The sequence below is a fragment of the Cellulomonas sp. URHD0024 genome (assembly GCF_000426185.1).
GTDB lineage: Bacteria > Actinomycetota > Actinomycetes > Actinomycetales > Cellulomonadaceae > Cellulomonas.
Genome location: NZ_AUEW01000007.1, coordinates 192,119 through 216,872 on the forward strand (window position 1 = coordinate 192,119; position 24,754 = coordinate 216,872).

Below are 24,754 nucleotides of genomic sequence, written 5' to 3' on the forward strand. Positions count from 1 at the left end.
TCGGACGCAGCACGGACGGGAGCATGTCGTGGCACTCAGCGCGCAGCTCGGCGACGGCGTCACGGGCGACGCGGAGCTCATCGCCGCCGCGCGCACGGGTGACGCCGCTGCGGTCGGCGCGCTCTACGAGCGGCACGCCGGGGCCGCCTGGGTGGTCGCGCGGCAGTACACGAACTCGGAGGCCGACGCCGACGACGTCGTCGCCGACTCGTTCGCCGCGGTGTTCGGCGCACTGCAGCGAGGCAAGGGTCCCGAGTCGGCGTTCCGGGCCTACCTCTTCACCGTCGTGCGTCGCGTCGCGGCGGTCCGTCGGGACAAGGCGCGCCGGGTCGAGCCGACCGACGACATCGCCGTCCTCGAACGCGGCACCGCGATGGCCGCGACCGCCGAGGACCCTGCGCTCGCCGGGTTCGAGCGCGGCGTCGTGGCACGGGCGTTCCACTCGCTGCCCGAACGCTGGCAGGCGGTGCTGTGGCACACCGAGGTCGAGGGACTGAACCCGGCCGAGATCGCCCCGATCCTGGGCCTGACCGCCAACGGCGTCGCCGCCCTGTCCTACCGGGCGCGTGAAGGCCTGCGGCAGGCCTACCTCCAGGAGCACCTGCAGGACCCGCTCGACGACGGCTGTCGCGCGGTCGCGGGCAAGCTCGGGTCCTACGTCCGCAACGGACTGGGCACGCGCGAGACCGCGCAGGTCGAGGCGCACCTCGAGGACTGCGGTACGTGTCGCGGCCTGGTGCTGGAGCTCGGCGACGTCAACCACGGCATGCGCGCCGTCATCGCGCCGCTCGTGCTCGGCATCGCGGCCCTCGGGGCGCTCGGTGTGGCGCTCCCCGTCGGCGGCGGCCTCGCAGCCGGAGCGTCCGCCACCGGTGCAGCCGGCACGGGCGCCGCAGCGGTGGGCACGGGTGCGGCAGCCGGTGGGGTCGGTGCCGCGGCGGCCGCGAGCGGCGCCGGTGGTGGCGCGATCGGTGTCGGTGTCGGCGGCGGCGCGCTCGGGGTCGGTGGCGGCGCGCTCGGTGCGGGCGGCGTCATCGGCGGCGGCGCGGTCGCGGCCGGTGCGGTGGGTAGCGCGGCCGCGGCGGGCGGGGTCGCGGCCCTGATCGCCTCGATCCCGGTGGGTGCGGCGGCGGTGGTCGTCGGCGGCGTCGTGCTCGCGGCTGTCGCGACGGTCGGCATCGTGACCCTCTTCACGGGGCCCGACGACACCGGCGCCCCGCTGACCGCCCCCTCGTCCTCGGTCTCGCCGTCGCCGTCGTCGTCGAGCGACGCGTCGGCCGAGCACAACGCGGTCGCGCCGACCCCTCAGCCGACCGACCTGCCGACGCAGTTCCCGGAGGACCTGTCGACCGAGGGACCGCCGGTGGTCGACGAGGGCCAGCCGGCCGACGTGACCCAGCCCGGGTCCGACTCGCCGGCGCTGCCCGACGAGCCGGCGACCGACCCGAACCCGTCGCCCCCGCCCGTTCCGCCGGTCGAACCCCCGCCCGTTCCGCCGGTCGACCCCCCGCCCGTTCCGCCGGTCGACCCCCCGGACGTCGTGGTCGACCTTCCCGAGGACGGCCTGGCGCTCGAGGCCGGCCTCGGCGGCCAGGAGCTCGTGGTCGGCGTGCGCAACGCCGGCGGGACGCCCGCCACCGACCTCGTCGCCGAGGTGACGTTGCCTGACGGTGTCTCCCTGGACGGCATCTCCGCCCAGACATCGGGACCCACCGGGCGGTTCGCAGCGATGGCGCTGGGCGACGGCTGGATCTGCACGCAGGGTCCGCCGGGCGCACAGTGCACCCTTGCCACGCTGCCCCCCATGACGACGTCGACGCTCGTGCTGCGGGTGGCCGTCGACGACACGTACGACAAGGCGGACGGTGCGGTCGACCTCGTGGTGTCCGGCACGGGCATCAGCTACCACGCTCCGCCGATCAGGCTGAGGGTGGCGGCCTCGCCCGCCCGCCTCGCGCTGCGCGCTCCTGTGCCGGCGCTGCAGCTGGTCAGTGGTCGGACGCGCACCCTCACGTTGGACGTCGGCAACGTCGGCGGGAGCCCGGTGCCCGCCGGGGCGGGCTCGGTCACCGTCGTCCTGCCCAGGGGTGTCACCGGCGAGGCAGCCGGTGACGGCCCGTGGACGTGCACCGCCGAGGCGCCCGACGTCTCCGCGATCGCCCAGGCGGCCGCGGACCAGGGCACCATCCTGACGTGCCGGATCCCGAGCCTCGGCGCCCGGACCGCCGCCCCGCTGACGCTGGCCCTGACCGCGGGCGCGCCGGAGACGGTCGGCTCACGTCAGCTGTCCCTGCTGCTCGCGCCCGGCGGGCGGCAGGCGCCCGACCAGAGCGTCTCGACGTTCACGCTCGTCCGACCCGCGACCCTCGTCGTCGTCGGCGACCCCGGGGCGACACTCGCGTTCGGACAGACCACGCCCACGAGCTTCACGGTGACCAACACGGGTGATCTGCCGTCGACCCCGGTGAGCGTGACGCTCGCCGCCCCGGCCGGTGTCTCGGTCGACGTCACCGGCGACGCGTGGGCGTGCGCGGAACCGGACGGGATGTCGCAGACGTGCACGGCCGGATCGATCGAGCCGGGCGGTTCCCTGGCCCTTCCCGTGTCGCTCTCGCCGCTGGCGGGCTTCGTCGGGCCGCTCGGCACGCTCACCGCCACGGCTGCCGCGTTCGACGCGGACTCCGGCCCTCCTGCGGCGGTGGCGATCACGTCGACCCCGCCGGTGCTCGGTCTCGACGAGGGCGACCCGAACGTGCTGCTGTCCTACGGCGAGGGAACGGCGCGGTTCACCATCACGGTCGCCCCCGGCGTGGACGCCGACTCGGTCACCGCCACACTCAGCCTTCCGCCGAACCTGCGGTACGTGGCCGACGGCGGCGGCGGGCAGTCCAGCGAGTGCGTGGCGTCCTCCGCGCGCCGGATCGTCTGCGACTTCGGCAGCGTCCCGGCTGGCTCCGCCGTGCAGGGTCTGGTGAACGTGCGCGTCGTGGGGAGCGCGCACGGCACCGCCGTCGTGGAGGCGAGCGCGACGGGTGCGAGGACAATCCGATCCAGCTCCACGGTGAGCACGTCGTCGGGCGGGCTGTCCCCGCGCGTGCGCGTCGACGGTGGCTGGAACGTCACCGAGGTCGGTGCACCGCTGCTGTCCTGCAACGTCTCGCTGCCTGTGTGCAGGTCGGCCCTGGAGACCGGCAGCATGGACAACAACGGGCTCGACATGCTGGCGCTCGACGACGCCCCACCACCCCCCGGCGGGAAGAAGCGCCCGAGCACGCCGGTGTCCTCCTCGACGATGCTGAACATCCCCGCCGGCCGTGAGATCGCCTTCGCCGGTCTCTACTGGTCCGCTGATTCTGGCGCGCGCGACTCGTGGAGCGGGAAGCTCGACACCGCGAAGCTGCGAGGGCCGTCCGGTGCGTACGTCGACGTCGACAAGGCCGAGACGATCGCGACGCCGACCGACAGCCTCGGCCGGCACTACTACCAGTCGTTCGCGGACGTCACGACGCAGGTCGCGGAAGGCGGTGGCGGCCGGTGGTCCCTGGCCGACATCGCGGTGAGCAGCACCCGGAAGGACACGGACAGGACCTACTACGCCGGGTGGTCGCTCGTCGTCGTCTACTCGGAGCCCGACAGCGACGCCTCCGTGACGGTGTACGACGGCGGGTCCTGGGTCGCCCCGCCCACCGCCCCGCGGCCGTTCGAGTTCGCCGCCGAGGCGGGCACCACGGCGCGGATCGGTGTCGTGGCGTGGGAGGGCGACCGCACTGTCGGCGGCGACCGCCTGATCCTCGGAGACACCTGCACAGAACCCGCCGCGCAGCACCCGCTGGTGCCGCAACGATGGAGCGGGACCGGGCTCGTGGCGGGCGGGGTCTCCAGCAACGCGTTCGACTCGACGGCCACGGGCTGGCGGGCCACCAACTCGCTGGGCACCGACGCCAAGGGGTTCGCGCTGCAGCCCCTGGCCTGTGACGTCAGCTCGTTGACGGCGACCACCACGGGCGACCAGTACCTCATCGGCGCCGTCACTGTCCGGACGACGCCGACCATCCCGTAGCCGGCGGCTACTCGGTCACTGCCGCGATCGCGTCCCCGATGGGGACGGGCCCCCCGACCAGCTCGAGTACTCGCCCGGCCGTCCGCGGTTCGTGGAGCAGCTCGGCCAGCACCGCGGCGACGTCCGCACGCGGGACCGCACCGCGGGGGACGCGCGCGTCCAGGGTCACCGTGCCGGTCGGCACGCCGTCGGTGAGGCTGCCGGGCCGCAGGATCGTCCAGTCCAGGTCCCGGGACCGCAGATCGATCTCGGCCGCGCGCTTGGCGACGAGGTAGGCGGCGAACACGTCGTCGGTGCCGGGCGGCGGCGGCGCGCCCGCGCCCATCGAGGACACCAGCACGTAGCGACGCACACCGGCCTGCTCGGCTCCGTCGGCGAGGAGACCGGCTGCCGCACGGTCCACCGTGTCCTTGCGCGCGATCCCGCTGCCCGGGCCGGCGCCGGCCGCGAAGACGACTGCGTCCGCGCCGGAGACGGCCTCCGCGACGTCTCGCGCATTGGCGCGTTCCAGGTCCAGGACCACTGCCTCAGCGCCGTCGGCGCTGACGTCGTCGACGTGCCCGAGCTGCCGTACCAAGGCCAGGGCCACGTCGCCACGAGCCGTGAGCGCGCGCGACAGGTGGCGAGCAACCTGCCCATGACCGCCCGCGATCGCGATGCGCATGCGGACCACGGTAAGCACGGGGGCTCGGACCGGCGACCCGGGGGCCGACCGAGCAGTCAGCCGAGCAGCCGCAGACGCGTCAGCCGGTCGCCGAGCTGGTGGACGTCGTCGGAACCCGCGGGTGCCAACGAGAGGGCGGCGAACGTGTCCGCGCCCGGCAGCAGCTCGCGCGCGAACTCCTGCAGCAGCTCGGCGACCTCCGCGAGGGCGTCGGCGCCGTGGGGGCTCTGGGCGGGCAGGCTCACGTACAGGACGAGCCCCGCGTCGGGTGCGATGGTGCGGGGGATCGATCGGGGCAGTGCCATGGGGGTCTCCGGTGTGCGGGCAGGGTTGTCGGTCGCTGACGGGTCAGGAGCGATAACAGGCGCGCGTGCGGATCACGAGGCGGACTGTGCCACGGCGTTCCGGTGCAGGGAAGGCTTTTCCAGGGCGTCTCAAGGACCGGTCAGACGATGCCGTACAGCCGGTCGCCCGCGTCGCCGAGGCCCGGCACGATGTACGCCTTCTCGTTCAGGCGCTCGTCGACGGCTGCGACGACGATCTTGACGTCGGCCCGGTCGCCGACGAACTCCTCGACCACGGCAAGACCCTCCGGCGCGGCCAGGAGGCACACCGCTGTGACGTCGCGCGCGCCGCGCTGGAGGAGGTAGTCGATCGCGGCGACCAGCGTGCCGCCGGTGGCGAGCATGGGATCGAGCAGGAAGCACTGGCGGCCGGACAGGTCGTCGGGGAGGCGGTTGGCGTAGGTGATCGCCTCGAGCGTCTGCTCGTCGCGCTGCATGCCGAGGAACCCGACCTCGGCGGTCGGCAGCACGCGGGTCATCCCGTCGAGCATGCCGAGCCCGGCGCGCAGGATCGGCACGACGATCGGGTGCGGGTTGGCGAGCTTGATGCCGGTCGTCGGCGCCACCGGCGTGACGATCTCGATCGGCTCGGTACGGATGTGGCGCGTGGCCTCGTACGCGAGCAGGGTGACCAGCTCGTCGACGAGGAGCCGGAACGTGGGCGACGGCGTGCCGATGTCGCGCAGGACGGTGAGCTTGTGGGCGACGAGCGGGTGGTCCGCAACGTGCAGGCGCATGGCCTCAACCTACCGGCGTCCGGGGCCTGGGAGCATAGGACGCATGCCGCTGCCCGCCGACGTCGACGCGATGGGACTCGCGATCGACGAGGCCCGCCTGGCGCTGCTCTCGCAGGACGTCCCGGTGGGCGCCGTCGTCCTCGGGCCGGCCGGCGACGTGGTCGGCCGAGGCCACAACACCCGCGAGGCGTCCCACGACCCGACCGGTCACGCCGAGGTCCACGCGCTCCGAGAGGCCGCGGCATCGTTGGGACGCTGGCGGCTCGACGACTGCACCCTCGTCGTGACCCTGGAGCCGTGCCTGATGTGCGCCGGCGCGACCGTCCTCGCGCGGGTCCCGAGGCTCGTCCTGGGCGCGTGGGACCCGAAGGCGGGGGCCTGCGGGTCGCAGTGGGACGTGGTGCGCGACCGGCGGCTGAACCACCGGGTCGAGGTGATCGGCGGGGTGCGCGCGGACGAGTGCTCGTCGCTGCTGAGGGACTTCTTCGAGACGCATCGGTCCTAGCATCGGGTGGTGCAGAGAATCGCGGTGCGGCGACGGGTGACGCGGATCGACGTCGACCGTGGCGTCCGGCAGGCGGAGGACACCCTCGCCGCCGAGGAACCGCTCGAGATCAGGGTCGGCGGACGCCCGTTGGCCGTGACCATGCGGACGCCCGGCCACGACGTCGAGCTCGCCGCCGGGTTCCTCGTGTCGGAAGGCGTCGTGGGCGATGCGGACGAGTTCGCCGCCGCGCGGTACTGCGCCGGCGAGACCGACGAGGGCCTGAACACCTACAACGTCCTCGACGTGACGCTCGGCCGCGGGGTCCCGGCGCCGGACCCCAGCCTCGAACGAAGCTTCTGGACGACCTCGTCGTGCGGGCTGTGCGGGAAGGCGAGCATCGACGCGGTGCGCACGCGGTCCCGCTACTCGGTCGCCGAGGACGCCGTGGTCCTGCCCGCGGACGTCCTGGCGACGTTCCCCGACCGGCTCCGCGAGCACCAGGACGTGTTCGAGAAGACCGGTGGGCTGCACGCGGCGGCCCTGTTCTCCGAGGCTGGGGAGCTGCTGGTCCTGCGTGAGGACGTCGGACGGCACAACGCGGTGGACAAGGTGGTCGGCTGGGCGCTGACCGCCGGGCTGCTGCCGTTGCGCGGCGTCGTGCTCATGGTGTCGGGTCGGGCGTCGTTCGAGCTGGTGCAGAAGGCCGTCATGGCGGGGATCCCGCTGCTCGCGGCGGTGTCGGCTCCGTCGTCGCTCGCCGCCGAGCTCGCCCACGAGTCCGGGCTGACGCTCGTCGGGTTCCTGCGGGGGACGACGATGGTCGTCTACTCACGGCCGGACCGGGTCGCGTAGTGCCGCGCAAGCCGCCGGTCGCAGACCCGGCGTACGACCAGCTGCGGGTGGACCCGCCCGAGTCGTGGGCGGCCGGGCTGCCGGGCGTCACCAGCGCGATGTCGTACGCGCTCGGGGAGCTCGGGCCCCGCCGAGCCCTGACCCTGCTGAGCCGGATGAACCAGAAGGACGGGTTCGACTGCATGAGCTGCGCGTGGCCGGACCCGGACCACCGCACGCGAGCGGAGTTCTGCGAGAACGGCGCCCGAGCGGTCACGTGGGAGGCCACGACGCTGACGGTCCCGACCTCGTTCTGGGCCTCGCACTCGCTGACGGATCTCGCGTCGAGGTCCGAGTACTGGCTCGGCCAGCAGGGTCGGCTCGTCGAACCCGTCCACAAGGCCGCCGGCAGCGACCACTACGAGCCGATCTCCTGGGTGGAGCCGTTCCGGCTCGTCGCGTCCCGGTTGCGGGCGCTCGAGTCGCCCGACCAGGCCGCCTTCTACACGAGCGGCCGCGCGGCCAACGAGACGGCCTTCGTCTACCAGCTGTTCGTGCGCGCGTTCGGCACCAACAACCTCCCCGACTGCTCCAACATGTGCCACGAGTCCACGGGTACCGCGATGCTCGAGACGCTCGGCGTCGGGAAGTCGACGATCGCGTACGACGACTTCGCGACGTCGGACCTGATCATCGTGATGGGCCAGAACCCGGGCACCAACCATCCGCGCATGCTGGGTGCGCTCGAGGACGCGAAGCGCAACGGAGCCGCCATCGTCGCGGTGAACCCGCTTCCCGAGGCGGGCCTGCGGCGGTTCAAGAACCCGAAGACGGTTCGCGGGCTCGTCGGCCGCGGCACCGACCTGGCCGACCAGTTCCTGCAGATCCGCAGCGGCGGTGACATGGCGCTCCTGCAGTGGATCTCCCGCCGGGTCCTGCAAGCCGAGGACGCGCACCCCGGAACCGTCCTGGACCACGAGTTCCTCGCGGAGCACACGGACGGCCTGGCGCAGTTCCGCGCGCACCTCGCGCTCTTCGACGAGGACGCCGCCCTGACCGCGACGGGCCTGGCGCGGGAGGAGATGGACGAGCTCGCCGACCGCTACCTCTCGGCCGACCGTGTGATCGTCACCTGGGCGATGGGGATCACGCAGCACCGCAAGGGCGTCGACACGATCAAGGAGATCGTCAACCTGCTGCTGCTGCGCGGAAACATCGGCCGCCCGGGCGCCGGTGCCTCCCCGATCCGCGGGCACAGCAACGTGCAGGGCGACCGCACGATGGGCATCTGGGAGCGGCCGCCCGCGGCGTTCCTGGACGCGCTGGCCGACGAGTTCTCCTTCGAGCCACCACGCCGGCACGGGTTCGACTCCGTACAGGCGATCGAGGCCATGCAGCGAGGGGAGATCAAGGTCTGGTTCGCGCTCGGAGGCAACCTCGTCGCGGCGATCTCCGACACGGCCGCCGCCGAGGAGGCGATGCGGGGGACCGACCTGACCGTGCAGGTGTCCACCAAGCTCAACCGCTCGCACGTGGTCACCGGCGCCGAGGCGCTCATCCTGCCGACGCTCGGGCGCACGGACGTCGACCTGCAGGCCTCCGGAGCCCAGTTCGTGTCCGTCGAGGACTCCGTCTGCGCGGTGCACGCGACGCACGGCGCGGTCCCGCCGGTCTCCGACAACCTGCTCTCGGAGGTCTCGATCGTCACGCGGCTGGCCCGGGCGGTCCTCGGCGACGACGGCCCGATCGACTGGGCCGGGTTCGAGCACGACTACGACACCATCCGCGAGTCGATCTCTCGGGTCGTGCCCGGATTCGAGGACTTCAACCGGCTCATTCGTCGCAAGGGCGGCTTCGTTCTGCCCAACGGCCCGCGGGACTCCCGGACCTTCGCGACGAGCACCGGCCGGGCCAGGATCACCGTCAACGAGCTGGTCCCCGTGGAGTGCCCGGACGGTCGCCTGATCCTGCAGACGATCCGCTCCCATGACCAGTTCAACACGACGACGTACAGCCTGAACGACCGCTACCGCGGCATTCACGGCGGTCGCGACGTCGTCTTCGTGAACCCCTCCGACCTCGTCGACCTCGGTCTTTCGGACGGTTCGCGCGTCGATGTGGTCAGCGAGTGGCCGGGCGAACCTGACCGCGTGCTGCGCAACCAGCGCGTCGTCGCCTACCCGACCTCCCGCGGCTGCGCGGCCGCCTACTTCCCTGAGGCGAACGTGCTCGTGTCGCTGTCCAGCACTGCGCTCGGCAGCAACACGCCCGTCTCGAAGGCCGTCATCGTGCGACTGGAGCCGGCAGCGCCTCCGACAGCTCCGTGAGCGTCTCGGACGTGCCCGCGGCCAGTGTCACGGCCGCGTACTTGTCGCCGCGGGTCGCGCCCCGGTTCACGACGACGATCGGCTTGCTCGCCTGCGCCGCGTGCCGGACGAACCGCAGCCCCGACTGGACGGTCAGCGACGACCCGGCGACCAGCAGCGCGTCCGCCGCGTCCACCATCGCGTAGGCCCGTTCCACCCGCTCGCGCGGCACGTTCTCGCCGAAGTACACGATGTCGGGCTTGAGCATCCCGCCGCACACCGCGCAGTCCGCGACGACGAAGTGGCTCGTCCTCTCGACGACGGCGTCGGCGTCGGGAGCGATCTCGATGTCGTCGACCGCGTCGACGAAGCCCGGGTTCAGCAGGTCGAGCCGCGCCGCGAGGTCCGCCCGCGAGATCACGGTCCCGCACGACAGGCAGCGCACCCGGTCGTACCGCCCGTGCAGGTCGATCACGTGCCGACTTCCCGCGGCCTCGTGCAGCAGGTCGACGTTCTGCGTGATCACCCCCGTGACCACCCCCCGGTGCTCCATCGCCGCGAGCGCCCGGTGTCCTGCGTTGGGGATCGTCCGGTGCACGTGCCGCCAGCCGACGTGGTTGCGCGCCCAGTAGTGCCGTCGGAAGCTCTCGTCCCCGGTGAACTGCTGGATCGTCATCGGGGTCCGCGGCGGAGAGTCCGGCCCGCGGTAGTCCGGGATCCCGGAGTCCGTCGACACCCCCGCGCCGGTCAGCACCGCCAACCGGTGGCCCGCCAGCACGTCGAGCACGTCCGCCAGCGACCCGGCGGTCATCGGGAGGGCGTCGCTGCTGCTCACCTGTCCACCGTACGACTCAGACGGCCACGATCCGAGCCGAGTGCCCGACCGTCCGAGCGAGCCGCTCGTCACGGGTCAGGAGGACGGAGTCGAGCGCCTCGGCGAGGGCGACGTAGGGCGCGTCGTACGCGCTGACCGTCTCGCGCAACGCCCACGACCGTCCGAGCAGCGGTGTCACCTCGTATCGGGTCACGGGAAAGTCGGCTAGGTCCGCGACCGCTCCGCGCCCCCGGCCCTCCGTGAGCGTTCCTCGCAGCGTGAGCCGTCGGATCGCGCTGAGCACCTCGACGTCCAGGTGCGCCGGCGCGTGCAGGTCGTCGCCGCCGTCCCGGAACCGCCCGCGCAGCCGGTCGGGTTCGAGCAGGAAGTCGACCACGACCGACGCATCAACGACCAGCACCGTCAGTCACGCCGCGTGCGCTCGGCGATGGCTGCGTCGTGCTCGTCGCGACCCTCGCCGATCATCTCCGCGATCGGCTGGTCGCTCCGGGGAGGTGCTACGTCGCGCGCCCGGATGCGTTCCGCCAGCGTGTCGAGCGTCGGCCGCGAGCCTATTCGCACGAGCTCGGCGAGCAGGAACTCCGACAGCGAGTGCCCTGCCAGAGCAGCGCGGGCGCGCAGTTCTCGGTGCAGCTCCTCGGGCACATGCCTGATCTGGACCATGACCATGCAGAGACGCTACGTTGCATGTGGCGCACATGCAACGCCCCGATTCGGAGCCTGGGCCCTTCACCGGGTACCGTTCTCCCCGAGGTAGCGTGTCCGAGCGGCCTAAGGAGCACGCCTCGAAAGCGTGTGTGGGTGAAAGTCCACCGTGGGTTCAAATCCCACCGCTACCGCCAAGGGGTACTGACGAAACTCAGGCCCTTGTAGTGACAGAACCCCTCGTGAGGGGCCCGGAAGGGTCCCGAGCGGGGGGTTCAGTCGTTTCCTGCGACCGGCAAGGGCAGGGGGAACCGTTGTACCCCCCTGCGTGGGGCACCGATGCGCGTTGGCGAAGCTTGGGAGCGAACACCGATGGCCCGCCGGCCGGAAGGCCGCGGGCTATCTGTGTGCGTCTGCAGTTCGGGGTGGCCTGAGAGTCAGGCTGCTTGGGGCGGTTCGACCGCCGCCTCGTTCGCGAAGAGCTCGACTGGCTCGTATCCGAGGATCTCGGGCGTGGGGGCCAGGACGACGTCGTCGCCGGCATAGCCGGTATCGAGAGCCCACTTCTGGAGCATGCGCAGGTTGTAGTGGACGATCGCGAATGCTGCCATCAGACCGGTCGCGGCGATTCCGACGACGCGGATCCAGCCTCGCCGAACACCTTCGCCGTCGAGGCTCTTGAGGTTGCCGTAGCCGCTCTCGACAGCGTTTCGCCGGTTCCATTCGGCGATCCACTTCGGTGAGCCCCAGCGGTTGTGCTGGCGCAGGTGGGGCAGTGTCGTCGCGGCAATCGTGATGGTCGCCTGGCGGAATACCTGCGTCCGGCGCTGGGCTGCTGTCGCCGTGGCACGGCCATGCGTCGGGGTGAAGAAGTACCGCTTGCCACTCGCCTTACGTCGCCCGTTGGATACGAGTGCGTACTGAGCGAGCTCGGCCTGGGCTGCTTGGAACTCAAGCAACGCTGCCCGGTTCGTCGAGTACTCGGCCTTCCGCCTGGAGCTCGCCCCCGGCCCGGGTGTCTTGAGAGCAAATCTCGGTGGGCGGGCGATCTTGTGCAGGTGACGCGGTGTCCACGGGGCGCATGGCCAGCCGTCGATCATCAAGACGCCGGTGGACGGGTCCAAGACTGGGCCTCGCTGGTTGTCGGCAAGGTCGAAGACCTGGTCCAGACCACGCTCGAGGATCGGGCCCGCCCAGTGCTCGTTCGTCGCCATAGAAAAGCCGCGATCTGCCATGACCGCTTTCAGGGGCTGATGGGACATGAGCTCGTCGAGCATGCGCAGGGTGGGGCCGGTGACCGGCGCGTTGGCAGGAATCAGGGTCATTCCGGTAATGAGCTTCAGCGGCTGCTCGAGCGAGCCAGTTTCGAACGTCGTGCTGGCCGTGAGCATCTGGAACCCGAAGAAGCGGTCCGCGTCGTACTTGTCGTGGGTGGCGGTCTGGTACCCCCAGCGCCCGTCGGCGTCCCACGCACAAGTGGGTTTGGTGACGAAGCTGCTGGAGTCCAAGCGGTAGTCCTCGCCTGGGGCCGACCGGGCCTGGCGAGCGCCGCGGGACCACGAGGGCAGCGACGATGCGTCGACCGCCATCGCGAACGTCGTGCCGGCGGCCCGGCTCGATTCCTCGAGCAGCCTTGCGACGATCGCGTAGAAGGCGGCTTCGCGCTCGATGCGCCTGTCCTGGGTCAACTTCTCGCCGTTCTCACGGGCACTGTGCGGTGAGAAGTCGACAGCCAGTATGGCAGCCTTGAAGAGGTAGCGGACTTGGTGGATCTCGAGCTTTCGGATGCTCGCACCCGTGTGCCATGCGATGCCGTGCCGAAGCTGCGTGCTCACGGCCAGGTGCTTGGTGAGCAGGTCGTGGATGCGCACGAGAGTGGCGTTGCGGAAAGACGTGCCATGAACGAGGACACAGGCTGCGAAGAGCATCTCGACGGAGAGTTGCCGTGGTGCGCCGCCGGGCTTGGCGCGCAGGACGGCCTCGAGCTGAGCGGCCACGCCGGATCGACGGATGACGGTCAGTACGCGCTCGAGGTCGCGATCGCCGATCATCGCTCGTCCGTCCGCGGCTCGCCGAGGTGCATCCGGCCGTCGGTGAGCGCCACCATGGCACGGGCGACTTCTGCTGGGTCCGGTGACGGGCACAGCGCAAGCAGGTCGGTGATGGTGCGTGCCGATGTCAGCCCGGCCTGCTCGAGCACCACGGCGAGCGGCACGGGAGCGTTGAGGGCGGCGAATAGCCACGTCGTGCGCAGACGCCGGGGATCAATGTCCAGGCGTCGCCCGGCGCCCGCGGTGACGATCGAGCGCAGGGCCGCCTGGGTCACGTTGCGACGAGTCGTGCTGGTCCCGAGCACCGGCTGCGTGCTGTCGGCGTTCCCCTGCAGGCTCAGAGCTCGTCGGACGAGTGCCTCATGGGTCCGACGGATGACGACAGTCCGTCTGATTCCCTCTGGAACGTGGACCGTGAGGTAGTGCCCGAGTGCCGGGTGGTGCACTTCGCGGATGTCGCAGTAACGCACGTATCGCAAGTCACTCGGGGAGAGTCCTGCGCCAAGACACAGTCCGATCAGGAAGCACGCGTTGCGCGTCTTGGTCGAATTCGGCTGGGACTGCGCGATCTCAACGAACAGGTCGCACTGTGCCGGGTCGTACGGCGGGGCCATCGTCGCGGCAGGGATCGAGCTCGGGGCGTAGTCGGCGTCCAGGGAGTTGACGGCGCGCCGCAGAACGGAGCGCACGGTCGATATCGTCGCGTCGGGGGCTCCTGCGGCACGTAGCCCACTGCGAGCTCCGGTGACGTACCGGTCGACGAGTGTCGAACCGAGCAGCTCGGCGGCGGTCGGTGCCGCCTCGGGGTCCGGGCGGCCGGGCTGGGCCCACACCCACACGAGGAACTGCGACACGATCGTGAGCCCATTCCGAGCGGCCACATCTGAGACCGGGGCGGCTCCGGCGACAAGCCGTACCGCGAGGCTGCGCAGGTGGACCCAGACCCCGGGGTCGATGGTCTGCGGGCGGTACGCCGTCAAGGCCCGGGCAACTCCCGGGCGCAGCGTGGACAGGTCGGGGCTCTCGGCCAGGCGGGGCCCCGACAATGCCCGTGCCGCTGCCGCACGATCGGCGCGGGCCATAGCGAGCTGCTGACGTGCCGACGGTGACGTTGTCGGTCGGGGGGGCGTAGCGGTGGTCACCACCTCCTGGGCAAAGTAGCGGTGCTCGGCGGCCAGCAGGGCGCCGGCCGACGAATGATCAGGGCCGACCGTGCCGGCCCGATCGTGCGTGACAGTGGCCGCGCGGACACGGCTCAGCGTGGATCTGGTCACCGGCCCCCGGGAGACGCGCTCGCACGCCAGGACCAGCGCCACGGTGCTTACTCCCGCCGTCGCGGCCGCGACTTGCATCGCAGGCGTCGTCTCCGGTACCGCACTGTCGACCGCCCGTGCCGTACGAGTCTGGCCTCCCCGAGCCCGCACCAGGGCTCGCAGGCTGGATGCGTAGACGGCGAGGCTTCGCGAGTTCTTGGCGTCCGACCGAGCGAAGATCTCTGCCGCCGCCTCCGTCAGCAGGTTGGCCAGCGAAGGCGGGTCGACGCGGTCCCAGCCACACGGCGAGTTCAAGAAAGCCACGGCGGCGCACAGGAGCGCCTTCGCGTCCTGGCTGGTCCGCGGTGCCGCGAGTGCGACTGCCTCGATCACCGACGGCCTCGCCGTGCGCCACTCGATTGCGCTCATTGCTCTGGGTGTGAACCGCTCGATGTAGAGCGTCGTGTCCTGATCCATGCCCAGATAGGTCCGGCGCGCGCCGCTTCTGTCACTCGTCGCACGCACTAGGCCGGCCTGGACGCTTGTGGACCACAACGTCGCGCCTACCGGTGTGTGCGAGCGCTCCGGCGCTCCGCACCACCGGCGGCAGATGCCAGCCCGGGGTGTCCAAACGATGGAGGACGAGCGATGTCAGCATCACGTCGCGACGGGGCCTACGGCCGCACCCACAAGCAGCACCGCCTCGCCGCCCTGTTGGCTCGCCGAGACCGACTCGGCACCGATTGGGCCGAGCGCATCTCGCATGGGCTGCCTGGCGTCGGGCAGCTGCTCGAGGAGCTCATGGTGACCGAATGGGCTCTCACAGAGGGCTGGCCACACCTCGGCGAGACCTGGGTCATCCAGTGGGCACAGGCCGACGCCCGCAAGCTCCACAACCCGGAGGTCGGGCGTCGAGGTGGGTGTCAGTACTGCGCCACAGCGTGGCGTCGCGCGAGCGCCTGAGAAGAACCCCTGCGGGGCGAGGTAAGACGCCTCGCCCCGCAGGCGCGTCTGGTGCTGCGTATTCGTTGGTCGCCGCCCCACCATGCTGGGCGCAAGTGGAGGAGGCGGCAGTTGGCCCGAAAGGTCGCGACATGCCGTGATGGCACTGCCACCACCAGTCATCTCGAGCGTGTCCGCCCTGAGTGGCGAGTCCGTAGGTTGAGCAACGGCGTACGCCATACGATGTGACCGGCTCGACGGTACTCGTCGAGGGTTCGGAGAGGGAGGAAATGGCCGGGCTGGGGGAACACATCACTGCGATGGTCCGCAGCCATGCCTCCGGCGACGACGCCGCCTTCTACTCGGTCGCGTTGCAGGTCGCCGCGCGCGAGGCCCGCAGCGGGCACCATTTGCTCGCGGAAGACATCAAGAAGGCGGTTGACGCCTCTCGCAAGACGACGCCGCGCTCCAACGTCACGAAGCTCGCGCAGCCCCGTGGTGACCTCGCCGAACTCGTGGAGGTCATCCACCCTGAGGTACCGCTCCACGACCTCGTGGCTCCCGCCGAACTGGTCAGCCAGATCAAGCAGGTCATCGCCGAGCAACGTCAGCGCCGAACGCTCCTGGACCACGGCTTTGCGCCTGCTCATCGTCTACTGCTTGAGGGCCCCCCTGGTACAGGCAAGACGATGACCGCGTCAGTACTTGCAACCGAGCTAGCACTTCCGATGTTCACCGTCCGGCTCGACAGCCTGCTGAGCAAGTACATGGGCGAGACAGCGAGCAAGTTGCGCATCGTGTTTGACGCGGTCGGCGAGCGCCGCGGGGTTTACCTATTCGACGAGTTTGACGCCTTGGGGGCTGATCGCGGGGGGAGCGACGTCGGTGAGGCTCGACGCATCCTCAACTCGTTCCTCGTGTTCCTTGAGCAGGCCAGCCCCGAGTCGATCGTTGTGGCCGCGACGAACCACCGCTCGATCCTGGACCGGGCCCTCTTCCGACGGTTCGACGCGGTCTTGAGCTACAACCTGCCCGATGTCCGTCAGGCGACAGCTGTAATCCGCGCACGGCTCGGCTCTATGGCGATGAGGCTGAGCCTGGCCAAACTGGGGGACTCCACGCAGGGTCTCAGCCACGCGGACCTGGTCAAGGCAGCCGAGGCGGCCGCAAAGAGTGCTCTCATGCGGGGCGATACCGCAGTCACTCGGCCGGATCTAATTGAAGCGCTGACGGCTCGCCGGCAGGCGAGCGTTGGCTGACGAGCTGCAGCATCTCGACCACCTGTACATCATCGAACGAGCCGCCGACGAAGGCTTCGAACGCGGAGGTCAGGGCAACGCGAAAGTCCGGGACGTTGAGCATCGCGCCCACGGCCTGGCGATGCGGGGCCAACTCGAGCGCGCGCTGTCCGACAGCGACGATGATCGCCGCGCGCTGAGCGTCGAGCTGGGCGAGCTCCAAGCGCTTGGCACGATCGTCGTACTCGAAGGCGCCGATGCGGCCTATCCCTTGAAGGTCGAGTCTCTCGACCGCCTCAGCGCCCACCGCAAGACGCCCAAGCGCCCGATGTGGTTGTTGTTGTCCGTTCAGCCGGCGACCGAGACGCAGGTGGAACGGGCGACGGTCTGGGTCGCGGACGACTACCGTGCCCGATTCCTCAAGTTGTTCGAGGACTATCTCACCAAGCTCTCCACGCGGGCCGCGCCAGACAAGTGGTCCACCCCCGACGGAAATCCAGCCCAGCAGGCGTTGATCGCCAACATCGGACGCATCCGCCTAGCCGTGCTTAGCGACCTGTGGACGTCAGAGGGCGACCCACCAGGCCGCGGTGTGCACTGGTGGGAGTTGTGGCTCGACACCGGTAAGCCCGACGTTGAGGTCTTCGACGCATTCAGCACCGCGCATCAGTTGCGCACGGTGCACCGCTCGGTCGCCTTCCGAGACCGCCGAGTCGTCTGGGTGGAAGCCACCTGGGATCAGCTCCAGATTCTTCCATTCACGCGTGTGCCCGTTGCCGAGATTCGCCGTCCGGCGTTCGTTGACACGGTCGAAGACCTTCCCGTGAACGAGCAGGATGAGTACGTGCAGGACCTGGCCGACCGCGTCACGCCAGCTTCGCCCGACACCGCCCCAGTGGTGTGTCACCTCGACACAGGCGTCTTCCAAGCTCACGTGCTCCTGCGAGGATCACTCGACCCAGCCGATGTGCACACCGTCGTCGGGATGCACGGAGACGACGTGAACGGGCACGGGACGTCGATGGCGGGCCTGGCACTCTACGGCGACCTCGACTTCGTCCTAGTCGGCTCAGGGCCGATCCGGCTGGACCATCGCCTCGAGTCCGTGCGCATGACGCCTGGACGTGGCGAACCCGTGCTCGACCCACTCGACTTCGGCACCGCGACTGCCGACGCTGTCGCGCTCCCTGAGATCACGGCGAAGCGGTCACGTGTGTTTTGCCTCCCGCTGAGCACCGCCGCGGACAACCCCGGTGAGCCGACCCTTTGGTCCGCAACGGTCGACGCACTCGCGGCCGGGAGCGACATCGTTCGCGACGGAGATCAGCTGCAACTTCTCTCAGCGCCAGACCCGGATGCCGCGCGCCTGATCGTCGTAGCTGCCGGCAACATTGATAGCTATCAACTCGACCACCGCGCCGAGTCGGACACGTCTGCGATCGAGGATCCGGGCCAAGCGTGGAACGCCCTCACAGTCTCGGCTTACACCGACCTGGCCGAGGCGCCGGAGGACCCGGCCTATAACGGATGGACGCCGCTAGCCCAAGCCGGTGAACTGTCTCCACATAGCAGGACGTCGGTCATCTTCTCTGGCCGAATGTGGCCCATCAAACCCGACATCTGCATGGAGGGCGGCAACGTCCTCACCGACGGCGTCACCGGGTTTGAGGACAAGCACCCACTTCTCTCGCTTCGCACCACCGGCACTGCAAATGATCTTGCCGTCACTTCGGCCAATGCCACTAGCGCCGCAGCCGCTCAAGCCTCGCGCCTCGCGGCGATGGCGATGGCTCGGTACCCGAGTTACTGGCCCGAGACGATCCGCGGTCTGCTCACCCACTCGGCCGAGTGGACTCCAGCTATGCGCGCCGAAATCGACGACGAACGGAGCAGGGGGGGACGATTGACCTTGCTGCGGCGATACGGGTGGGGCGTCCCGACTGAGGAAGCAGTTCTCCACTCCTCCCACCGGGCCGTCACACTGGTCAGCCAAGACGTGTTCGTCCCGTTCGATGGCCCCGAGTATCGGATGCGGAACTTCCGCTTGCACACGCTGCCGTGGCCGCGTGAAGCCCTCGACGCTGTGGGCGATGGCGACGTCCGGCTCCGGGTGAGCCTGTCCTACTTCGTTGAGCCTTCCCCTTCGCGCCGAGGGTGGCGCCGGCGTTACGCCTACCCGTCCCACGCCCTGCGATTCGACCTGCAAGGCCCGCTTGAGACGCAGCAGGACTTCGTTCGCCGCGTCAACCGGGATGCGCAACTGGACGAGGAGGGTTCGAGCCGGAGCTCGTCCGCGTCGAGCCGATGGCTCGTCGGGCCCAACCAGCGTCACCTCGGCTCGCTGCATCAAGACGAGTGCACCGGGAGCGGTCACGAGCTTGCTGCCGCCAACTCCATCGCGGTCTACCCCGTTGGCGGTTGGTGGAAGAACAACGGCCGCGCCGACCGCACCTCGCTCCCGGTCCGGTACGCGCTAGTGGTGTCGCTTCGGACCAAGCGTCAAGACATCGACTTGTACACGCCGATCGCCAACGAGATCCGAGTGCCGACCGCGATCGCCGCCCGTTGAGGTCCGAGCCCGAAAAGCGCGCATCCGAAGGGGACCTACTGTGTCCGGGCGCTTCCGGCGTTCCGCGGCGCCGAGCGTTCTCGCCGTACGGGACGCATTTTCGGACTCCCGCGACCTCATCGTTCGGTGTTCTACATCAACCCACCGTTCGGGTCTGGGAAGCGATTCGGCCACTTCGTCGACCTGCTCGCGGAGTCGGGCTGGTTGTCGAGAATGCAGACCGGCTGGCCGCGATCGTGCCCACAATGAGCCGCGACGGTTCGATCCGGTACGTCTGGGCGAGACGATGAGCCACAAGGCCCAGCTCATCCTCGACGACGTCCGGCGCGAGGGCTACGTCGCTACGGTGCTCTGGAAGCAGCGGCTCACCGTTGAGTCGAGGACGGCCATGCTGTCGAGGTGACAACGATCGCTTCGCCTCGTCGACCGAACGGCCGGGAACGCGGACTCCGGGCGATCTGACGAGGGACGGGCGCCTGAATGCGCTGGCGACCTCGATCAACCGGTCGGCCAGCGCCGCGCCTCCATGAGGGCCGGTAGAGCGATCCGGTTCCACTCACCCTCGTCCCAGCCGAGGTAGCGACACATCCGCGTGACTGTCCGCTGGACGGCGGCGACGGTGGTTGTGTGCAACATGGTTACCCAGACAGGGTCCAGGCCGATGAAGACCAGCTCACCACCGTTGGGCCCGACCTCGTCGGTCTCGTGCATGAAGAACTTCATGCCATGGGGTTGGGCGTGCGCCACGGAAGACAGCAGCCGGAAGAGCGTCGCGCCGACGTGGGGCGACCCGCCCGGGGACTCGACGAGGCCGGTGATGAGCGCCTGGTCTCCGGGCGCGGCCGTGTCGAGCTGGCCGACGGGCGCCCCAAACCGAGACGTTCTCAGTTCCCATGCGAAACCTGCCCGCCGACCACTTTCATGGATGGTGTCAACGGTCGCGGCGAGCTGGCTGACCACTTCCTCGCCACCGCTCAAGCCGGGGGGTGCAACGAGGTTCTGCTCCTCGGCGAGTGACTTGAGCCGGAGTGCGTAGTACCGGCGGACCCGCTCCTTGGTGTCAACAGTCAGTTCGTACTGCCAGTAGGTCGAGCCGAGGCCGACGAGCAGGGCGCGCAGAGTGGTCGCCCCCGAGAACGTCGCGTGTTGGTCAGCGGCGATCGCCGCATAGGCGTGCAGGTGGTCGGCGACGTGCGCGAGCCGAGGAATCGCATCCATCACGAGCTCGACAGTGGCCTCGCCCCAGGTGTCGTCCCAATCATGATGGGTCATGTCCACGGCCGCCTGACACTCCGGCCGCGCGTCGAAGTCTTGATCGCTCAGCCAGGCACCGATCGTCGTGGCCAGCAGACGAAAGTGCGGGGCCATCGAGCTCGACATCGTCGCAAGCGCGTCACCGGGCGTCATTGCAGCAACGCTAGCTGCGGTGTCCTGGCACGTTGATCGGCGCCGTGCCCCTCCTGGCTGACTTCACACCGCAACGTTCAACGGATGAACGGCTGCGACGTTGTGCTTCTCCGAGTTGCTCTCGCATGTGCGTCTGCAGTCGGTTCGTCGATGGCCCGCCGGCCTGCGGGTCCGACGGGCGGAGCGGCTTTGGAGTCAGTCAGGCAGTGCGGGCCGGGTCTGATCCCCGAGGGGGATCGCGGCAGCGTGCGCATGAACGCTCCTCCCCGTGCTTCGCACGCGTGCGCTAGGACGACCGCCGCCCAAGGGCGGCGCGGATCACCGTGGCGATCGCGTTCGATGCCTTGCCTGCGTCGCAGTGAAGCGCCCGAGCTACGACCACGATCACCAGTCCGGTGACGAGCACAAGCGCACACAGGCCGAGGCTGCACCAAAGCAGCCACATTCCGGCCGGTTGGACAAATGCTCCGGGACTCATAATCAGCAAAGTAGCCGATGGATTCAGACTATCGTCTAGGGAGGCCCAGGTTCGGTACAGTGTCTGCATGTACTACACGGCGGGTGGGCGAGGTCGCGTGAGGATCCGCGAGACGCACGTGCGCGACCACATCGCGCCGTTGCTGACGCGTGGAGCGGTGGGAGTCGTCAAGGTCGACCTCGTCATGCGCGGACTCGCGGGCGCGGCACCGGATTGCGGACGGCCGGGCGAGCTGCCAGCGGAACTCTCGTGGGACGAGTTGCATGACCTCGTCCGTCCCCGGTCGTTCTACGGCTCGGACAGCGTTCTCAAGCGCAAGTGGATCAGCGACAAGGTGCTGCAGCTTGAGGCGATGAACTTGCTCCGTCGGGAGGATCGCCCAGGTCGGCGGCCGCAGATCGTGATTCTCTGCGATGACGGATCCGGTCGGGACTTTGACGACCCTGGAGCGGGGGCCGAGTCCTCATACGTAACGGTTCTGGGTGGCGTGTTTGAAACGGGGCGGATCACGGCGTGGTCTACCCCCGAGATCGCGGCTTACCTCGCGTCGATGGTTGCGGAACGGTTCGCCCGAGCGGATCCAGCGATGTTTGCCCTGGAGGCGGGCCGCCCCTTCGGCGGGGGTGTGTGGTTCCGTCCGTTGAGCTGGTTCGCAGATCAGGACGAACGACGCCCGGCGACTCACGTAAGGATCCCGTTCTCGACAAGGACCCTTCGCCGCGGCTTGGAAATGCTGCGAGATGAGGGTCTCCTGGCCTCCACTCGGATCCACGAAGATCCGAGGACTCAGCGGCCCTTTACGGCCCGCGAAGGTCGCCTCATCTACCTGAACGGCTTCGACGACCTGCGGCCCGAGCGACCTCCGCTGCGGGCATGGGCCTTGCACTCGCAGCTGGAGCGGGGCCCGGATAGCGCGCAGGACTACGCCGGGTAGGTCGAGATCTCGCTGCGTCGGGAGCGGTTCACCCGGTCAACACAGCCCGCCGCGCGGCGTGATCCGGGAGCATCGGGGGATGCGGCCTGCGCCTCGCGACCTCGAGCCACTCCTTGCGGGCGAGTTCCGTGTGCAACGTGGATTTTCGTACCCGCGCGAGACATGGCGGGGGTGGACCGGGCACCTTGATCGGAACGGGTCGATGCTCGCCGGGTTGCCGCCCGAGCTCGACAGGGCGACTGCGGCGCATCTCGTGGAGGATCTTCTGCCCCGTGACGTTACCGCTGCCTTCACTGTCGCGATGATCTGGGGGCACGGGTCGACGGGCTATGGTCCCTACCGCACGGCCACGATCTTGACCGCGTCCCGGTCGCCCAAGAATGTCCCGGTAGATGCCACCGTCCGCGGACGGCTCGGGGAGTCCGTCGAGGTCGCCCGCGAGGCGGGCTCGGTCGAGGGATACCGATTCCTGAACAACCGACCCGGCAAGGTTTCGGGGCTCGGACCTGCGTTCTTCACGAAGTGGCTGTACTTCGTCACCGCTCGAGGTGAGGCCCGATCCGCCAGTGCGGCGCCCGTACTTGACGGGCTCGTCCTTGCGTGGCTTACCGCTCGCGGTGTTCCGCTCCGGGCCGGGTACACCGACGACTATGCGCGGTACGTCGAGACGCTGACTCATTGGGGCGCTCCGCACGGGCTGGCGCCGGTGGCCGTGGAAGAGCGGATCTTCAGGCTCATCCGCGATGACGGGGTATGACCACCGTGTCGCCCATGCGACGGGCCACGACGTGTTCGGTCCGTGCCGACATCAACGCACTGGGCGCGTCACGGTGGCGCCAACGTGGTGGTGATGAAGGACTGGACGGTTCCAGAGTTGCGTGCGATGGGCTTCACCGGCTTCGTGCGCTTCACTGAGCTCCCCACCGCGGACGTGCCGACGGATCCAGGCATCTACGTCGTGGTCCGGGATCCGTCTGCGGCTGTGACGTTCGCGGAGTCGAGCGTTGCGGGCTCGTTCAAGCACAAGGATCCATCGGTCGCTCTGACGCGTCTCGCGGACGCGTGGGTTCCTGACGGGGTCGTGCTCTACATCGGTAAGGCGGGGGCCGGCGTGGCCGGGAGCCGCGGGCTCCGAAGAAGGCTCGACGAGTACCGACGCCACGGCGCCGGAGAGCCGGTCGGCCACTGGGGTGGCCGGTACATCTGGCAACTCGCTGACGCTGACGACTTGCTCGTCGCTTGGCTGCCAACGCCGGACAGAGATCCGGAGGATGTCGAAGGCGCACTGCTGACCCAGTTCGCTGAGCGCTACGGGCGGCGGCCCTTCGCGAACCGGAAGATGGGCCGTGTCGTCGCCCTCCGCGTGGAGCGCGATGGATGACGCTGTTGCCGGTCTACGCGCGACCACGTACTCGGGGACCCTGTCGGGCGCGGTATGTGGAGCATTGGACGTGGGCGGCGGCGCTCAACGGCAAGCCCGGGATTGTCGCTGGTCATCGGGATGGATGCGGCGGATTTGGTGTGCCCTGCTAGTCAGGATGTTTGTGCAGGTCAGGCGGCTCAGCGTGTGAGCATCTGGCCGGATTTCGTGTGACGACCTCCTCCGAGGGTGGGTGAATTCGCAGGCCAGGTAGTTGTGTCAACACCCCGCCAACCGCAGTGAACGCAGGGCCCCGACCAGCAGCAACGCCGGTCGGGGCCCTCCGTTTTACCTTGAACTCACCGAATTCCTTGGAGCGACTTGCGACGCCTCACCGACTGCGGAGGACGAAGTCCTGGATGGCGACGACGGCTGCGCCTCGAGCCCACTGCGAGAAGTCGCCGGGGCGGACCACGATGTCCAATGTCGATGCGCGTGGATCACGGTCTGCCGCGATAGCGGTGTGCAGCGCTTCGGCGCCGACGGTGGCCAACGCGACGCCTTCGCCTGAAAGCACGATCCGTTCGGGCATCGTGAGGTTGGCGACGGCCGCGACGAGGTGGCCCAGACCAGTGGCGGCGTCGTCGACGAGCCGGCGAGCAGCGGGGTCGCCCGAAACGGCCAGCCCCATCAGTTCGTCGTAGTTGATCGATCGGCCGTGCGCGAGGCTTGCCTGGCGGGTGAGCGACTCGATCGTGAGCATCGACCGGGCGCAGCCGCGGTGGCCTTCCGGGCACAGCGGTCCGTTCGGGTCGAGCGGAAAATGGCCCACCAGGCCCAGTCCCATGTCCTCGTGCGTGACAACGCGGTTGTCCACGACCAGGCCGTATCCGACCCCCGCCCCGACGGTCAGCAAAGCGAACCGTTGCACATCTCGGCCCCCGCCGAACCAGTGCTCTGCGGCCGTGAGGGCGGCGACGTCGTTCTCCACGACGCACGGTAGGCCGGTCGCCTGCGCGAGCATCGAGCCGAATGGCACGTCCTGCCAGCCGAGGAACGGCGCGACCCGCACGGTCGAGCGATCGGGCGCATGACCGCCGAGGCCGACCCCGATCCCGGCCAGCCTCGACGCGTCGCTGTGGTCGCGGACGATCGCGTCGAGCGTGTCTGCCACCTGTTCGACGACGGCGGCGGAGTGGTGTGACGGCAGGGGAACGTGCTGAGTGGCGAGCACCGTGCCGCGCAGGTCGACGAGGACGATGTGCGCGGCCTCGCCCGTGAGTGTGACGCCCCCGAACGTGTGCGATGACGCGTCGACGTCGAGCGGCTGTCCCGGTCGACCAGCGGCGGAGTCCTGCCGAGCGGCACCCTCGATCAGCAGACCTTGCTCGACGAGCGGTTTGGTGAGCCGCGACAGCGTTGCCTGGGAGAGGTCCAGTCGGCGTGCGAGCTCCGCGCGTGAGAGGGGGCCGCGCAGGAGCACCTCGAGCGCGACGTCCAGGGCGGTTCCGCTCTCGATCGTCCAGGCGCGCGTCGTCACGCTCGAGTCCTCCGTTCCGGGTCGGCCAAGTCCGCCGACATCGAACCACACACGCGATCATAACTTGCATCCT

Annotated in this window: 20 protein-coding genes and 1 tRNA gene; 11 read left to right on the forward strand and 10 right to left on the reverse strand. The window is 69.7% G+C overall.

The window, feature by feature from the left end; genetic code table 11:
- The first annotated feature begins 28 nt into the window (after window positions 1–28).
- Entirely contained in the window at window positions 29–4,060 is a 4,032-nt protein-coding gene (locus I847_RS25515; protein WP_051274629.1) for a sigma-70 family RNA polymerase sigma factor, read from the forward strand.
- Between the two features lie 7 nt (window positions 4,061–4,067).
- On the opposite strand, the gene I847_RS0108660 is transcribed toward I847_RS25515, so the two are convergent.
- From I847_RS0108660 to upp, 3 genes are all read right to left on the reverse strand, one after another.
- Window positions 4,068–4,724, reverse strand: coding sequence for an SDR family oxidoreductase (locus tag I847_RS0108660; RefSeq protein ID WP_028049382.1), 657 nt, complete (start codon window positions 4,722–4,724; stop codon window positions 4,068–4,070).
- Between the two features lie 56 nt (window positions 4,725–4,780).
- Window positions 4,781–5,029 carry a hypothetical protein gene (locus I847_RS0108665; protein WP_028049383.1) on the reverse strand — a complete coding sequence of 83 codons (249 nt, stop codon included), beginning with the start codon at window positions 5,027–5,029 and terminating at the stop codon, window positions 4,781–4,783.
- A 140-nt stretch (window positions 5,030–5,169) separates the two neighbouring features.
- Window positions 5,170–5,805: a uracil phosphoribosyltransferase gene (gene upp / locus I847_RS0108670; protein ID WP_028049384.1), complete on the reverse strand. Its 636-nt coding sequence runs from the start codon at window positions 5,803–5,805 to the stop codon at window positions 5,170–5,172.
- 43 nt (window positions 5,806–5,848) lie between these two features.
- On the opposite strand from upp, the gene I847_RS0108675 reads away from it, so the two are divergent.
- The 3 genes from I847_RS0108675 to I847_RS0108685 are packed head-to-tail and all read left to right on the forward strand — an operon-like array spanning window position 5,849 to window position 9,450.
- Window positions 5,849–6,310, forward strand: coding sequence for a nucleoside deaminase (locus I847_RS0108675; protein WP_028049385.1), 462 nt, complete (start codon window positions 5,849–5,851; stop codon window positions 6,308–6,310).
- A gap of 9 nt (window positions 6,311–6,319) precedes the next feature.
- Window positions 6,320–7,144: a formate dehydrogenase accessory sulfurtransferase FdhD gene (fdhD, locus tag I847_RS0108680; RefSeq protein ID WP_028049386.1), complete on the forward strand. Its 825-nt coding sequence runs from the start codon at window positions 6,320–6,322 to the stop codon at window positions 7,142–7,144.
- Window positions 7,144–9,450 carry an FdhF/YdeP family oxidoreductase gene (locus I847_RS0108685; protein WP_028049387.1) on the forward strand — a complete coding sequence of 769 codons (2,307 nt, stop codon included), beginning with the start codon at window positions 7,144–7,146 and terminating at the stop codon, window positions 9,448–9,450. Before fdhD ends, I847_RS0108685 begins: the two co-directional genes overlap by 1 nt.
- Here the strand turns inward: I847_RS0108685 and I847_RS0108690 are convergent.
- Genes I847_RS0108690 through I847_RS22720 form a run of 3 tightly spaced genes read right to left on the reverse strand, consistent with a single transcriptional unit; the run spans window position 9,407 to window position 10,933 of the window.
- Window positions 9,407–10,240: an NAD-dependent protein deacetylase gene (locus tag I847_RS0108690; protein ID WP_034609644.1), complete on the reverse strand. Its 834-nt coding sequence runs from the start codon at window positions 10,238–10,240 to the stop codon at window positions 9,407–9,409. The two genes, I847_RS0108685 and I847_RS0108690, sit on opposite strands and share 44 nt — an antisense overlap.
- 40 nt (window positions 10,241–10,280) lie before the next feature.
- Window positions 10,281–10,664: a type II toxin-antitoxin system VapC family toxin gene (locus I847_RS0108695; RefSeq protein WP_028049389.1), complete on the reverse strand. Its 384-nt coding sequence runs from the start codon at window positions 10,662–10,664 to the stop codon at window positions 10,281–10,283.
- A 2-nt stretch (window positions 10,665–10,666) separates the two neighbouring features.
- Window positions 10,667–10,933 (reverse strand): hypothetical protein, encoded by a 267-nt coding sequence (locus I847_RS22720; RefSeq protein ID WP_051274631.1) that lies wholly within the window; start codon window positions 10,931–10,933, stop codon window positions 10,667–10,669.
- 83 nt (window positions 10,934–11,016) lie between these two features.
- On the opposite strand from I847_RS22720, the gene I847_RS0108705 reads away from it, so the two are divergent.
- Window positions 11,017–11,106: transfer RNA gene (locus I847_RS0108705), tRNA-Ser, on the forward strand.
- Window positions 11,107–11,346: 240 nt separating this feature from the next.
- On the opposite strand, the gene I847_RS0108710 is transcribed toward I847_RS0108705, so the two are convergent.
- Window positions 11,347–12,960, reverse strand: a complete 1,614-nt coding sequence (locus I847_RS0108710; protein ID WP_028049390.1) for a hypothetical protein — start codon at window positions 12,958–12,960, stop codon at window positions 11,347–11,349.
- Window positions 12,957–14,642: a hypothetical protein gene (locus I847_RS0108715; protein ID WP_028049391.1), complete on the reverse strand. Its 1,686-nt coding sequence runs from the start codon at window positions 14,640–14,642 to the stop codon at window positions 12,957–12,959. Before I847_RS0108715 ends, I847_RS0108710 begins: the two co-directional genes overlap by 4 nt.
- 219 nt (window positions 14,643–14,861) lie before the next feature.
- On the opposite strand from I847_RS0108715, the gene I847_RS26680 reads away from it, so the two are divergent.
- The 3 genes from I847_RS26680 (at window position 14,862) to I847_RS0108730 (ending at window position 18,962) form a co-directional block, all read left to right on the forward strand.
- Window positions 14,862–15,176, forward strand: coding sequence for a hypothetical protein (locus I847_RS26680; protein ID WP_155856072.1), 315 nt, complete (start codon window positions 14,862–14,864; stop codon window positions 15,174–15,176).
- Window positions 15,177–15,400: 224 nt separating this feature from the next.
- Window positions 15,401–16,414, forward strand: coding sequence for an AAA family ATPase (locus I847_RS0108725; protein WP_231384141.1), 1,014 nt, complete (start codon window positions 15,401–15,403; stop codon window positions 16,412–16,414).
- Window positions 16,407–18,962, forward strand: coding sequence for a S8 family peptidase (locus I847_RS0108730; RefSeq protein WP_028049394.1), 2,556 nt, complete (start codon window positions 16,407–16,409; stop codon window positions 18,960–18,962). The genes I847_RS0108725 and I847_RS0108730 overlap by 8 nt, the downstream gene beginning before the upstream one ends.
- A gap of 498 nt (window positions 18,963–19,460) precedes the next feature.
- On the opposite strand, the gene I847_RS0108740 is transcribed toward I847_RS0108730, so the two are convergent.
- Complete coding sequence (locus tag I847_RS0108740; RefSeq protein WP_028049395.1) at window positions 19,461–20,369, reverse strand: hypothetical protein; 909 nt, start codon at window positions 20,367–20,369, stop codon at window positions 19,461–19,463.
- Window positions 20,370–20,914: 545 nt separating this feature from the next.
- Between I847_RS0108740 and I847_RS0108750 the strand changes: the two genes are divergently transcribed.
- The 3 genes from I847_RS0108750 (at window position 20,915) to I847_RS22725 (ending at window position 23,162) form a co-directional block, all read left to right on the forward strand.
- Window positions 20,915–21,781, forward strand: coding sequence for a hypothetical protein (locus tag I847_RS0108750; RefSeq protein WP_155856073.1), 867 nt, complete (start codon window positions 20,915–20,917; stop codon window positions 21,779–21,781).
- Between the two features lie 79 nt (window positions 21,782–21,860).
- Window positions 21,861–22,538 carry a hypothetical protein gene (locus I847_RS0108755; protein WP_369751718.1) on the forward strand — a complete coding sequence of 226 codons (678 nt, stop codon included), beginning with the start codon at window positions 21,861–21,863 and terminating at the stop codon, window positions 22,536–22,538.
- A 93-nt stretch (window positions 22,539–22,631) separates the two neighbouring features.
- Window positions 22,632–23,162, forward strand: a complete 531-nt coding sequence (locus I847_RS22725; RefSeq protein ID WP_231384142.1) for a hypothetical protein — start codon at window positions 22,632–22,634, stop codon at window positions 23,160–23,162.
- Window positions 23,163–23,532: 370 nt separating this feature from the next.
- Here I847_RS22725 and I847_RS0108765 read toward each other — a convergent pair whose 3' ends face one another.
- Complete coding sequence (locus I847_RS0108765) at window positions 23,533–24,681, reverse strand: ROK family protein (RefSeq protein WP_028049398.1); 1,149 nt, start codon at window positions 24,679–24,681, stop codon at window positions 23,533–23,535.
- Window positions 24,682–24,754 lie beyond the last annotated feature (73 nt).

Excerpts from the sequence above, each read along its gene's own strand:
- upp (WP_028049384.1), bottom strand. The coding sequence starts at position 5,805 with ATGCGCCTGCACGTTGCGGACCACCCGCTCGTCGCCCACAAGCTCACC.
- I847_RS0108755 (WP_369751718.1), top strand. The coding sequence starts at position 21,861 with ATGCGGCCTGCGCCTCGCGACCTCGAGCCACTCCTTGCGGGCGAGTTC.
- I847_RS22720 (WP_051274631.1), bottom strand. The coding sequence starts at position 10,933 with ATGGTCATGGTCCAGATCAGGCATGTGCCCGAGGAGCTGCACCGAGAA.
- I847_RS0108750 (WP_155856073.1), top strand. The coding sequence starts at position 20,915 with ATGTACTACACGGCGGGTGGGCGAGGTCGCGTGAGGATCCGCGAGACG.
- I847_RS0108665 (WP_028049383.1), bottom strand. The coding sequence starts at position 5,029 with ATGGCACTGCCCCGATCGATCCCCCGCACCATCGCACCCGACGCGGGG.
- I847_RS0108675 (WP_028049385.1), top strand. The coding sequence starts at position 5,849 with ATGCCGCTGCCCGCCGACGTCGACGCGATGGGACTCGCGATCGACGAG.
- I847_RS0108660 (WP_028049382.1), bottom strand. The coding sequence starts at position 4,724 with ATGCGCATCGCGATCGCGGGCGGTCATGGGCAGGTTGCTCGCCACCTG.
- I847_RS22725 (WP_231384142.1), top strand. The coding sequence starts at position 22,632 with ATGAAGGACTGGACGGTTCCAGAGTTGCGTGCGATGGGCTTCACCGGC.
- I847_RS0108690 (WP_034609644.1), bottom strand. The coding sequence starts at position 10,240 with ATGACCGCCGGGTCGCTGGCGGACGTGCTCGACGTGCTGGCGGGCCAC.
- I847_RS26680 (WP_155856072.1), top strand. The coding sequence starts at position 14,862 with ATGTCAGCATCACGTCGCGACGGGGCCTACGGCCGCACCCACAAGCAG.
- I847_RS0108740 (WP_028049395.1), bottom strand. The coding sequence starts at position 20,369 with ATGACGCCCGGTGACGCGCTTGCGACGATGTCGAGCTCGATGGCCCCG.
- I847_RS0108715 (WP_028049391.1), bottom strand. The coding sequence starts at position 14,642 with ATGAGCGCAATCGAGTGGCGCACGGCGAGGCCGTCGGTGATCGAGGCA.
- I847_RS0108710 (WP_028049390.1), bottom strand. The coding sequence starts at position 12,960 with ATGATCGGCGATCGCGACCTCGAGCGCGTACTGACCGTCATCCGTCGA.